This window comes from Neoasaia chiangmaiensis (assembly GCF_002005465.1).
Classification (GTDB): domain Bacteria; phylum Pseudomonadota; class Alphaproteobacteria; order Acetobacterales; family Acetobacteraceae; genus Neoasaia; species Neoasaia chiangmaiensis.
Map to the genome: position 1 here is coordinate 2,799,572 of NZ_CP014691.1, position 12,457 is coordinate 2,812,028.

Sequence of the window (12,457 nt, forward strand, 5' to 3'; positions counted from 1 at the left end):
TCGCCTAATTTTCCCAGATTGTCGAATAATGGATTGTGATTTATGTAAAAATTTGTTGTCGATAAATGAAGTATTAAAATTCTTTAATCGGCATATTTTTGGAATGATGCAGAATCGCAATCTATAGCGCATAGAATAAAATAAATTACATTACCTACCCTCAACAGTCCTCGACGAGTTCCATTTGTTCAGTTCGATAACTCTTGCGGATGTTATATCGATAACGCAATCATTATAATTTATACGATCGGCGCTTCCATCCCCGAAGACCGCAGGAATAAGGTCGCAGTTTGCGTCGCGAAATTTGATCCAGGCGCGTTCTGAGTCGCGCAGTTTTGATTCCGCAAGGGGTATGGTTCGGAGTTGAGTTAGAAGTTTTGAATAACTGGCGTTGAGAGCGGCGTTTTGGCGTATAAGCTCCTTATCCTGACAATCCATAATTCTAGGATCAATAGAATCGGCGGCTTTAAGGCATGTATCGAAGTCGGACGCCATTCCGGGTGTTGCTTCTAAAGCGGCTAGTAGGAGGAAAAGAACTCTCTTCATCGTGTGTCCAACTCTGCAAGGGCATCTGGAAGCTCTTTTACATAACGGTTTTCGTTATCGGTAATGCTGCGCGCAGACATTTTGGTATCGGTGTGCAAATAGGACTTCCGTTCTCTATATATCGCCATGATCAGGTCCCGCTCGAAAATTTTGTAAGCCATCTCGAAAATGAAAGCATCGAATTTCTCTTCTGCACTGTAAGTCACGAAGGGATTTTCCGATATTTTCCGTGCAGGTTGAGCCATGAACGAAAGATTGCGCAAGTCCTGTCTATTCAAATCGTGAAGGGCTCGCTCAAGAATGATGAATGCACCTCCGTGTTGCACGGAGACCGACCAGACAACATTCCTGACGGCGATCGAAAACGTATCAAGATTAATTCCAGTGTCAGTTTCGACGCGGGCGATTGTTTGTCCATAATTTGTTCTTCTAATATAAGCGTGCTGCGCATTGAAAAAACTTTGCGGTGTTGCCGTCGCGATCTCTTTCCATTTCTTTTCGAATGGTCCACCGGAAACCGTCTCATCCAGGCCCGCAAATTGTGGCTGCCATGGCGCGCCTTCTGTGCGGAGAAAGTCTCGAACCTTGTCTCCGCTTTTACTATTGAGCTGGTATGCTCCATACGAAACACCGCCCCGGTCACCAATTCCTGAGGAAACTCGGGCGGCGGCCAAGGTTCTCCTGACCGGGTGAATAGCCTGTCTCATATCGCATCGACAGGTCACCAAGCTTGGTGCCACCGGCGTTCAGGTAATCGGTCGACAACGTTTTCGATATGTCAGTGTTCGTCTGAGAATTGAGAGCATGGTGATGCCCGTGAAGTTTTGGTACTAGATGTGGTATCCGTAGCAATTGTCCGGCAGCAATGCGGTTTGGCTGTAGGATATGGTTCATTTTTGCGATGATACGCGCACTTACATGCACATGTCTTGAGATCGCCGTAAGTGTGTCGCCCGGTCGAACTCGATAATTCACTTTGTCCCTCTTTGGTTCAGTCAGCGATTACCTTCCCAAGGCGCTTAAAATGGAGCCAGGGCGATCGTCGTTCAAGACTATTTTTTGAAAGAGAACCCGTCACGTCCGTGGACAAGTCGGCACGTCTGCAAAATCCAGTTTGTTTTTTCAGTATCGCGGGCCAGAGTACGAAATGAGATAAATTTTGTTTCGATTTCGGCTCAAGAAGGTAAGTGCTTGCTTTTTCGGCGAAACGGCCCACGTCATGGGTGTAGGATTCCCGCGAACGTCCTTATAGACGCAGCGGCATAGAAAAAGCTGGCGCAACGCCGGACGATTGGGCAGGACGGGCGTTTATGAGCGCACAGAACCAATCGCAATCCGTGACCGTCCCGCAAATCATGCGTCGCAAGGGGCTACAGCCGATCGTGGCGTTGACCGCTTACAATGCGTTGATGGCAGGGTTGGTCGATCCGTATGCCGATATCATTCTGGTTGGCGACAGTCTGGCGATGGTCGAGCATGGTATGGCGTCCACGCTGGAAGCGACGCTGGACCTGATGATCTTGCATGGTCGCAGCGTCATGCGTTCGGCGCGACAGGCGCTGGTTGTCGTCGATCTGCCTTTCGGCAGTTATGAGGAAAATCCGGAGCAGGCGTTCCGTAGTGCATCGCGGGTTTTGCGGGAGACGGGTTGTACGGCGGTGAAGCTGGAAGGCGGGGTTGCGATGCGCGAAACCATTGCGTTCCTGACGCAGCGTGGTGTTCCGGTGATGGCGCATATTGGTCTGACGCCGCAATCGGTGATGACGTTGGGCGGCTTCAAGACGCAGGGTCGCGATCGGGCGGCGTGGTCGGCGATCGAGGCGGACGCGGTGGCCGTTGCCGAGGCGGGGGCGTTCGCCGTGGTGCTGGAGGGAATTGTCGAACCGCTGGCCGCGCGGATTACGGAGAATATTGCCATTCCCACCATCGGCATTGGTGCATCGGCCCGATGCGACGGGCAGATACTGGTGCTGGAGGATATGCTGGGCCTGACGGATCGCGCACCGAAATTCGTGCGGCGGTTTGGTGCGCTTGGCGATGCGGCGAGGGAAGCGGTTCGGCAATATGCCGAGGCCGTCGGCGCGCGGTCTTTTCCGGCGGATCAGGAAACTTATCTGCCGAAAAAATAGCTGTTCTTTTTTTGCGCTTTTGGACTCGTCACATCATGAATGAGCCGTTAAAAGACAAAAGGTGAACATATCGATTTTACAAAGCCTTAGGTGCGACGTCGTATGACGGGCCGCTCGCATGTGCTGATCGGCATCGCCAGTGTGGTTGCCGCCTGTGCCGAAGGGTGGCTGGCGGTGAGTCCCTTTGTGCTGATCGGTGGTGTTTTCGGTAGTCTTCTGCCCGACATCGATACAGAGCGCTCTACGTTGGGGCATCGCTGCAAATGGGTGGCACGGCCGATCGGGCGCATGTTCGGGCATCGCGGTGCGACGCATTCCGGGCTGCTGCTGGGGCTTGCTGTCGTCTGTCTGGTTTATTTCGGCGGTGCGGCAAGATTGCACGGTGGATGGGGCGCGCTATGTTTGGGCTATGCCAGTCATATCGTCGCGGACATGCCGACAGGCGGCGTGCCGTTGCTTTACCCGGTCAGCAAATCCCGTATTTCGCTATGGCCGTATGCCCGGACCGGCGGAATCGGCGAATTTCTGCTTTTGCTTTGCACGCTGACAGGTCTGTTTGGTCTGGCGTGGTGGAGCGGGCATAACGTTCCGATCCGGCAAGGTTCAGGGATTCATATTCAGTGTGGACTGAGTTTCTAGCATGCTCGTTTGACACGCATGAGCATGGCATGCGTTACGCGCGGCAGCCTGGGTCATGCGCGCGTAACAGGACACGGGTCTATGTCCGATTGAAGCCAGGTCTCCCCCATGCATTCGAATTCCCGGGGGTGGCGGTCAATCGGGACATTGGCTTGTCGGTGACGGGTCATGATGCCGATCTCCTGAACCGGACTGGCGAAACATCGACGTCGGCGTTAGCCGGGGCTGCGATCCATGCGGATTATGCGCTGGCGGAGCGGCTTGTGCTGCGTAGCCGCGCCGGTTGGGCGGAAGTCTTGAATGCACATCATTATTTCTCTGGGCTGCGCATGCGACGAGCGGATTCCCGGACTGCTTCGGGACAACGATGACGGGCGATATGTTCAGCAGCTGACGCAACGGTTTGGCGTTGCGACGGGGTGCAGCTTACCAATTCTAAACCGTATCGGTCATTGCCTCGGGAAGGCGGGCGGCATAAGACCCGTGGACATCGCACGTCATCCACTGGAGCTTCGCAATGTCTTCCGCTGACCGCCTGCCGATCCGCCGGGCACTTCTCTCGGTTTCCGACAAGAGCGGCCTGATCGCACTTGGGCAGGCGCTTGTCACCCATGGGGCGCAGTTGCTCTCGACCGGCGGCTCGGCGCGGGCCTTGCGCGAGGCCGGACTGCCGGTGACGGATGTGTCCGACCATACGGGTTTTCCGGAAATTCTCGACGGTCGGGTAAAAACCCTCGTGCCGCAGGTCCATGGCGGTATCCTGGGCCGTCGCGACCTGCCGGAGCACGTGGCGCAGATGGAACGGCACGCGATTGCGCCGATCGATCTTGTCTGCGTCAATCTCTATCCTTTCGCCGCGACAGTGGCATCCGGTGCAGGATGGGACGACTGTGTCGAGAACATCGACATCGGTGGGCCGGCGATGGTGCGAGCGGCCGCCAAGAATCACGACCATGTGGCGATCCTGACCGACCCGGGGCAATATGACGATCTGGTTGCGGCGCTGAATGCGGGCGGCACGACGCTGTCGGCACGACGCGCCTGGGCCGCGGCGGCTTATGCGCATACGGCCGCCTATGATTCCATGATCGCGACGTGGTTTGCGCAACAGGCGGGCGAGGCGTTTCCGCCGGCGCTGACGTTGAGCGGCCAGCGCCGCGAATTGCTGCGTTACGGCGAAAATCCGCATCAGCAGGCGGCTTTCTACGTCAATGGCGACCAGCGTCCGGGCATCGCCACCGCGCGTCAGGTTCAGGGCAAGGCGCTGAGCTATAATAACCTGAACGATACGGATGCCGCGTTCGAGGCTGTTGCGGAATTCGATCGTCCGGCGGTGGTGATCGTCAAGCATGCCAATCCTTGCGGTGTGGCCGTGGCCGACGATCTGGAAGCGGCATGGGCGCAGGCGCTACGGTGCGATCCGGTCTCTGCTTTCGGTGGGATCGTCGCGCTGAACCGGACGCTGGACGCGGCAACAGCCGAACGGATTGCCGCGATCTTCACGGAGGTGATCGTCGCGCCGGACGCCGATGAGGCGGCGCAGGCGGTTCTGGCCAGGAAGAAGAATCTGCGCCTGCTTCTGACTGGCGGCGTGCCGGATGCGGCGGCTCCAGGCTTGTCGTTCAAGTCGGTGGCCGGGGGATTCCTGGCGCAAAGTCGCGATGCCGGCCGGGTGACGGAACCGGAACTGAAAGTCGTGACGAAGCGTGCGCCGACCGAAGCCGAGATGCGCGACCTGCTGTTTGCCTTCCGGGTGGCGAAGCATGTGAAGTCCAATGCCGTGATCTATGCCAGAAACGGCGCGACCGTCGGCATCGGCGCGGGTCAGATGTCGCGGGTCGATTCCGCGCGTATCGCCGCACGCAAGAGCGAAGACGCTGCGCAGGCGGCAGGTGAGGGCACGGCGTTGACGCAGGGGTCGGTCGCGGCATCCGATGCGTTCTTCCCGTTCGCCGACGGACTGGAGAGCGTGATTGCGGCGGGCGCCGTCGCCGTCATTCAGCCGGGCGGATCGATCCGCGATCAGGAAGTGATCGATGCGGCGGATCGTGCGGGGATTGCCATGGTCTTTACCGGCATGCGTCATTTCCGCCATTAAAGGAAAAAAGGGAGACGGGACGATGCGACAGCGCTTGAGGCGACAGCTCTTCGGCAAGACGTTGCTTGCGGGGCTGGCAACGGGTCTCTTGGCAAGTGCGGCCAATGCCGCGCCGGCGGCCGCGAATGTTGCCGTGACGGCACCGGGCTGTGTGTTCGATATCAGCGCGCTGCCGACGATGGGCGGAAAGGTGGCGCGCCTTCTGCCCGGCACGAATGGCGACATTGCCGGTGCGCTTCTGCAGAATGGCGCGGAGGTGGTTCTGCCGCCCGGGCTGGCGGCGCAGGATCCGTCGCTACGCGTCGGCGTCATGCTGAATGTGCGTGGTCTGTGGTCGCCCTCCGAGCATCTGATCCGCGCTTTCGCCCTGGCAGGTTCTCCGGCGCTCTGCGCTGAGCCCATGCCGGAAATGGTGACGGCAGCGCCGCCGGTCAGTGCCGAGGGCGTGGTGCAGCGCCTGCTGCATGATGGCGATGGCGCGGTGAACGGGGCGCTGCTTGCCGATGGGACCGTCATTCGCGTGCCGGCAGCCGGTGCGCGATCGGCCGATCTGGCGCTGGGCAAGACGATCTATGTGGATGGCGGTGGCTACCGCACGGCCTATGGCAAGCTGGTGCGGGCCAATATCATGGGGCCGAGCCGTGCGCAGGCAGTGCGGGTGACGGATGAGCCGCTTGTGCCGCGCGGTGCGGCACCGGGTTCGCCCGCTTACGATGAGATATCCGGCGGTGGTGCGAGCGGCGGCACGGAGTGACCGTGCCGCACGTTTTCCAGTTCGCCGCCAGCCAATCGGCACCTGACCGCCGCTTTATCCATGTTCTCTCGCCATAATCTGGTTGTGAGTGCGGCCTGACAATGGTTCAGAATGGCGCGCCAGTTTCCAGCACGGCGGTGCCGAGGCTCGGAGAAAGCGGGAGCACGGGGGCGATCGTCGACTGATAGGCGTGGTAGAGGTCGGCCTTGCCCGCATAGATTTCCTCGCTTGGCGTGCCGTCAGGGCCGACTTCGTTGAACCAGCTGCCGCCTTCGCGGTCGATCAGCGTGTTGTCGATATAGTCCCAGATCGTCCGATACCACTTCTCGTAACGGCCATGCCCTGTGCGCTTGAGCAGGTTGATGGCGGCCGTCGCGGCTTCCGCCTGCACCCAATGGGCGCGCCTGTCGACGACGGGACGCCGCTCCCAATCGATGGTGTAGAGCATGCCGGGCTTGCCGTCGGCGGCCCAGCCGGTCTCGATGCCGGTCTCGAACAGGGCCTGCGCGTCCGGCAATAACCAGCCCGGCGCTTCTCCGGTGGCGCGCAGGAGGGCGGCTTCGACCTTCAGGGTGAGATGCGACCACTCGACGAAATGGCCGGGCGTCATGCCGAAGGGGCGCAGGGCGTGGGTCGGTTGATCGCGATGGTAATCGCGCAGCAGGTTCCAGTGACGGTCGAAATGTTCGGGCATGGTGAAGCCGTGCGAACCGGCATTTTCATGTACGAAACGCGTGACGATGCGCAGGGCGCGATTCAGCCACGTGCGGTCGCGTGTCACGTCGGCCAGGGCGAGGCACATCTCGGTCGAGTGCATGTTGCTGTTGGCGCCGCGATAATTCTCTTCGTCCGACCAGTCGAAGGCGAAGCTCTCCCGCATGACGCCTTCCTCCTCCGACCAGAAATGATCGTTGGTGATGGCGATTGCCTCCTTCAGAAGCTCCCGAGCATCCTTCGCCCCGATAAGGACGGCGGATGAGGCGGCCAGCGCCACGAATGCCTGAAGGTAGGCCTGCTTGCGTCCTCTCGGGTCGGACGGTCCCGCGGTCCAGCCGCCATGCTCGGTATCGCGCAGCGGACCGAGAAGGGCCTGGACACCATGCTCGACCATCGGGCGCGCGCCCGGTACGCCTTGCAACGCAGCGAGGGCGTAGGCATGCACCATGCGCGCGGTGATCGTGCTGTCCGGCGTGGCATCGGGGGAGAGACGGCCCTCGTCATCCAGCGGGCCGAAGCCGTCCGGCATTTTCGCTGCCTTGGAGAAGTCGAGCAGGCGGCGGCCCTGTGCTTCCAGCCAGCTACGGTGTGCGGAATGACGCAGCCAGCTGGTTTCGGGTAGCAGGAAGGGGGACAGGAGATCGGTCATGGGCGGTCCGTGGGAAGTTCTGCATGGGGAATGCAGAACTTCACGCATGACCGCTCCGGAGGTTGCCCGACCTCACGAAACCGCGATCAGTTTGCGGGACGAAGCACCTTGGCGAAATAGGCCTCACGTGCCTGGTCCACGCGCTGGCGCAGGGTTGGGTCGGTCAGCATATGGGTGCCGGGAAGCAGGAGCAGATCGTAGGATTTGCCGTTCTTGAGGAGTGCCTGCGTCAGTTTCATCGTGTTTTCGAAATAGACGTTGTCGTCCGTGATGCCGTGCATGATGAGCAGGGGACGCGCGAGCTGGTCGGCATAGGTGAGGACGTTGCTCTTGCGATAGCCTTCCGGATCGTCCTGCGGCGTGCCGAGGAAGCGCTCGGTATAGGCGGTGTCGTAATCCGCGAAATCGACCGGCGGCGCGCCGGCGACGCCCGCCTTGAACACGTCGGGGCGGCGAATGGTCGCCATGGCCGTGAAATAACCGCCGAAGGACCAGCCGTAGACGCCGACGCGACTCATGTCGAATTCGGGGAAGCGCTTGCCGAGCGCGCGCAGGCCATCGACCTGATCCTGAAGCGGGAGGTCGATCAGGTTGTTCTTCGTGGCGCGTTCGAAATCGTGATCCCGTCCGGGCGTGCCGCGTCCATCGAGGGAGACGACGATATAGCCGTGATCGGCAAGGCATTGGTCTTCGGCGTAACTGGCGGGTGTATGGTTGACCTGCTTGTATCCCGGCCCGGCATAGACCGAGAGGATGACCGGATAGCGATGCCCGGCGCGGAAGTTCTGCGGCCGCACGATCAGGGCGTCGAGATTCAGCGGACCCGCCTGCGTGAAGGTTGTATGCAGGGAGAAAGGTAGCGGCTCGGCGACGTCCGGCAGGGTTGCCACGGTCTGGCCGGTGGCATCGACGATATGCGTGGCGCGCACGCCATCCGCGGTGTTGGCGCTATCGACGAAGGCGCTGTCCAGATCCTTCGTGAAATGGGCGCCATGTCGCCCGGGCGTGATGACGAGCGGCGTGATCTGGCCTGTCTGCCAGTCCAGGCGCAGGAGTTGCGTGTCGATGCGGGAAGGATCCGCGCCGATGACGGCGCTATGCCGGGCGGGGTCGACATCCAGCAATGAGACGAAGGGCGTCGTCTGCGGTGTCAGCACGCGTTCGAGCGTACCGTCAGGTTTGTGGAGTTCGAGTTGCCAATGCGCGCTGCGTTGTGCGGCCCAGAGGAAATGGCCATCCGGCAGGGCATAGGGCAATGACAGGCCCCCGCTGCCTTCCGACGGCGTCAGATCGAGCCAGGCCGTGTCGTTCTCGGTCAGCAGCGTGGCGGTCCTGCCGGTGCGGGGATCGACGCTTAGCAGTTTCTCGCTGTTTTCGGCCCGGTTGGCGACGAGAACGAACAGTCCCCCGTCTTTGCGCCAGACGACGCGGTCCAGATAGGGATAGGCATTTGAATCCCAATCGACCCAGCGTGTCGTACCGCCTTGTGCGGCGACGAGGCCAAGGCGCAGCCTGGCGTTGTCGGTGCCTGCTCGGGGGTAACGGAAATCGACCGGTTGCGTTTGCGGGTGTTCCGGGTTGGCGATGAAATGCTTCTCGACGTTGCGGCTGTCCGCTTCCTCGTAAAGAAGGGTGCTGCCGTCCGGCGACCACCATGTGCCGTCCGGCCGCTGCAATTCCTCGGCGGCGGCGAATTCCGCCAGGCCGTGCGTCATATCCGCCGTGCCGCCCGTGGTCAGGCGTCTGGTCTGCGACGTGGCGAGGTCGAGCGTATAGAGGTCGTCGTTCCTGACCACGGCCAATGTCCTGCCATCGGGCGAAAGGCGGGGCGCGATCCATTCGCCGGGAACGGGTTTGGTCGCGCCGGAAGCAATGTCGATCTGCAGGATCTGGCCGCCGCGTGTTGCGATGGCGGTGCGACCGTCCGGTGTGATGTCGAACGCCGTGATGCCGGAGAGCGATTGGCGCGCGCGTTCGCGACGGGCTTTTTCCTCGACGGACAGGTGCTCCGGTGCGTCCCCGGTGCCGCCCAGTTCATGCGTGCTGTGATCGGCGAGATCGAAACGGTAGAGATGCAGCGTCGTATCGCGCGGGCCGCTGCGCAGGAACAGCGCGGCCTTGCCGTCCGGTGTGAGTTCGGCGTTGCGTGCCAGGCCGAGTGTTCCATTCCGGGTGACGGCAAGGTCGGCGAAACAGGTTCGGGCCGGATCGGTGGCTGGAGCGGCATGTGCGAAAAGCGGCATGGCGGCGGTGGTCGCGATGAGGGCGCGGCGGAAAAGGCCGGTTGGCATGATATCTCCCGTAAGTCGTTGCGATATCATGACGCCATGGCGGCGGGGCGCAAGAAGCAGCTGGTTTTTGACGAAACATTTCCAAGCCGATATGTCGGAGAGATGCGTTTGCGGGTGCATTTCCGGGATGGGCCGATGTGGCGATGGTGCGCCGTGGCGTTCGGCGCTGCGGTGTTGCTGGCTTACGTCATCAGCTATCTGCGGCTGCCCTTCGCCGATCAGGACACACTGCTCTACACCATGATCGGCCAGCCGCTGGTGACCCAGGGTGTGCTGCCTTATGGCGCCGTGTTCGATCACAAACCGATCGGACTTTATGCCATTTACGGTGCCTGGAATGTGCTGCTGCCGCTTCCCCTCGGCACGTACACGCTTTTCGCATTGGCGGCCGTGACGATCATGGCGGCGCTGGCGCGCGGTTGGGGACTCGACTTCGGCCGGACATGGCTCGGTCTTGTGGTGTTGGGCGCGCCGTTCGGCGTTTTGTCCGGCAATGCCGAACTGGCATATCTGCCGCTCATGTTCGCATGCGTGATCTGCCTGACGCATGAAAATGGACGCATGGTGCTGCTCGGCGGTTTTCTTGCCGGTCTGGCGGTGGAGGTGAATTATCTCGCCGCGCCGGCGCTGCTGCTACCGATCGTCTATGCGCTGGTGACGTGCGGTCAAGGATTCCGGCGTGGAGGCATCCTTCTTCTGGGAGGTGTCGCGGGATTGGGAGTGCCGCTCCTGCCATATCTGTTCGACCTGCATGCGGCGCGGGATTATTTCGATCTGCAACACCGCTATCTTCATCATTACGGCGCCTCCTCGGGGGCGCGCCTGAAGACGGTATGCTGGTTCGCCTTGTGGATGGGGTGCGTGTCGCCAGTCCTGATGCAACGGGTCGGGGATCGCCGTGCGGGGCTGTTGCGCGCCTGGGCGGCAGGCGGCATCGTGGCGTGCCTGGCCTCGGGCTATCCGTTCGCCCATTATTTCCTGCTGGTTCTGGCGCCGGTCGTGCTGATGATGGGTTTGTCGCCTGCCGGGCAGGGCGGGACGCGGTGGCGGCTTCTCCCTCTGGGGGTGCTGAGCGTCATCGGCCTTTATCATGACACGCATCATAATGTCGTTCTGGCACGGCAGCTGGCGAAGCTCGATATTGCCGCTCTTCACGAGGCGATCGGTAATGAGCCGGTGCTGGATATCGAGGCGTCTCACGTGCCGTTCGCTCTGGCGCATCTGCGTTCGCAAGGCCGTTTCCTGTTTCCTGAGCATGTCCGCCGATTGTACGGGACAGGGGCGGCGGCCTATTATTCGCACGAACTGGATTATGCGCCGCGATTTGTGATCGCCGGTCGGACACTGTGCCCGTCGAGCGGCGATATGGCCGATATCTGCCGGAAACTCGCCGATCGTTACGTGGCGCTATGGGATGCGCCGGGCGTTTACGGCTATCGGGTTTACAGAAGGCGTGATTTTCAAGGCAACCAAGACCTTTGAAAGGGAGTTTGCCGTTACGGCAAAGTTTTGTGACAAAGGAGTTCGATAATGCAGTATCGTCAGCTTGGTCGTTCCGGCCTGCGCATTTCCGCATTGAATTTCGGCAGCGTCACGTTTGGGGGCACTGGGAATTTCGCCAAGACCGGCAATGTGGACGTCACGGAAGCGCGACGGATGATCGACATCTGCATCGATCACGACGTGAACATGTTCGACACGGCGGATGCCTATTCCGGCGGTCTGGCCGAGGAGATCACCGGTGCGGCGCTGAAGGATCGCAGCCAGGAGGTTCTGGTGACGTCCAAGGCGCGTTTCCGCACCGATGACGGCCCGAACGGCGAAGGCCTGTCGCGCTATCATCTCATCGCCGCCTGCGAAGCGAGCCTGAAGCGCCTCGGCCGCGATCATATCGATCTCTATTATCTGCATGAGTGGGACGGTCTGACGCCGCTGGAGGAGTCCCTGGCCGCGCTGGAGACGCTCCGGCAACAGGGGAAGATCCGCTATGCCGGAATTTCGAATTTCAGCGGCTGGCAGGCGATGAAGGCGCTGTCCGTGGCGGAACGCGACCGGTTGATCGCCCCGGTTTCGCAGCAGATCTATTATACGCTGGAGGCGCGTGACGCCGAGTATGAACTGCTGCCGCTGGCGGTGGATCAGGGCCTTGGCGTTCAGGTCTGGAGTCCGCTGGCATGTGGCCTGTTAAGCGGCAAATATCGCCGTGGCGTAACGCCGCCCGAGGACTCGCGGCGCATCGAGGGGTGGGACGAGCCGCACGTGCGCAATATCGAAAAACTCTACGATACGGTCGAGGTGCTGGTGGAGATCGCCGAGGCGCATGACTGCTCGCCCGCGCGCGTCGCGCTCGCATGGACGATGAACAGGCCGGGTGTGACTTCGCTCGTTCTGGGGGCGCGGAAGGAAACGCAGCTGCTCGATAATCTGGCGGCGGCGACGCTGCATCTGAAGCAGGAGGAAGTCCAGCGTCTTGAGGATGTCAGCGCGCTGGAGATGATCTATCCGCACTGGCACCAGAAGAGCACGGCGGCGGCACGGTTCTCGGCAGCGGATCGGGTCCTGTACGATCCGGCTTTGCGCTATGACAAAGCCCTTGCGAAGCGGAAATGATACACCATCTTATGTAACAACGAA

At 60.8% G+C, this 12,457-nt stretch carries 10 protein-coding genes; 6 read left to right on the top strand and 4 right to left on the bottom strand.

Annotated elements, in window-relative coordinates; translation table 11 throughout:
• Positions 1-150 precede the first annotated feature (150 nt).
• Complete coding sequence (locus A0U93_RS17140; RefSeq protein WP_077807747.1) at positions 151-546, bottom strand: lysozyme inhibitor LprI family protein; 396 nt, start codon at positions 544-546, stop codon at positions 151-153.
• Positions 543-1,220: a VgrG-related protein gene (locus A0U93_RS16275; RefSeq protein ID WP_147150654.1), complete on the bottom strand. Its 678-nt coding sequence runs from the start codon at positions 1,218-1,220 to the stop codon at positions 543-545. Before A0U93_RS16275 ends, A0U93_RS17140 begins: the two co-directional genes overlap by 4 nt.
• Positions 1,221-1,856: 636 nt before the next feature.
• Between A0U93_RS16275 and panB the strand changes: the two genes are divergently transcribed.
• From panB to A0U93_RS13305, 4 genes are all read left to right on the top strand, one after another.
• Positions 1,857-2,675: a 3-methyl-2-oxobutanoate hydroxymethyltransferase gene (panB, locus tag A0U93_RS13285; RefSeq protein WP_077807750.1), complete on the top strand. Its 819-nt coding sequence runs from the start codon at positions 1,857-1,859 to the stop codon at positions 2,673-2,675.
• Between the two features lie 102 nt (positions 2,676-2,777).
• Positions 2,778-3,314 (top strand): metal-dependent hydrolase, encoded by a 537-nt coding sequence (locus A0U93_RS13290; RefSeq protein WP_077807751.1) that lies wholly within the window; start codon positions 2,778-2,780, stop codon positions 3,312-3,314.
• Positions 3,315-3,831: 517 nt separating this feature from the next.
• Positions 3,832-5,412, top strand: a complete 1,581-nt coding sequence (gene purH / locus A0U93_RS13300) for a bifunctional phosphoribosylaminoimidazolecarboxamide formyltransferase/IMP cyclohydrolase (RefSeq protein WP_077807753.1) — start codon at positions 3,832-3,834, stop codon at positions 5,410-5,412.
• 22 nt (positions 5,413-5,434) lie between these two features.
• On the top strand, positions 5,435-6,166 hold the full coding sequence (locus A0U93_RS13305) for a hypothetical protein (protein ID WP_077807754.1): 732 nt from the start codon (positions 5,435-5,437) through the stop codon (positions 6,164-6,166).
• Between the two features lie 106 nt (positions 6,167-6,272).
• Here A0U93_RS13305 and A0U93_RS13310 read toward each other — a convergent pair whose 3' ends face one another.
• Both A0U93_RS13310 and A0U93_RS13315 read right to left on the bottom strand, forming a co-directional pair.
• The gene (locus A0U93_RS13310; protein WP_077807755.1) at positions 6,273-7,532 is read right to left on the bottom strand and encodes a D-mannose isomerase; all 1,260 of its coding nucleotides are present in this window, start codon (positions 7,530-7,532) and stop codon (positions 6,273-6,275) included.
• An 86-nt stretch (positions 7,533-7,618) separates the two neighbouring features.
• Positions 7,619-9,823 (bottom strand): S9 family peptidase, encoded by a 2,205-nt coding sequence (locus tag A0U93_RS13315; RefSeq protein WP_245824907.1) that lies wholly within the window; start codon positions 9,821-9,823, stop codon positions 7,619-7,621.
• Between A0U93_RS13315 and A0U93_RS13320 the strand changes: the two genes are divergently transcribed.
• Both A0U93_RS13320 and A0U93_RS13325 read left to right on the top strand, forming a co-directional pair.
• The gene (locus A0U93_RS13320) at positions 9,758-11,305 is read left to right on the top strand and encodes a hypothetical protein (protein ID WP_169852649.1); all 1,548 of its coding nucleotides are present in this window, start codon (positions 9,758-9,760) and stop codon (positions 11,303-11,305) included. The two genes, A0U93_RS13315 and A0U93_RS13320, sit on opposite strands and share 66 nt — an antisense overlap.
• Positions 11,306-11,353: 48 nt before the next feature.
• Positions 11,354-12,433, top strand: a complete 1,080-nt coding sequence (locus A0U93_RS13325; protein WP_077807757.1) for an aldo/keto reductase — start codon at positions 11,354-11,356, stop codon at positions 12,431-12,433.
• Positions 12,434-12,457 lie beyond the last annotated feature (24 nt).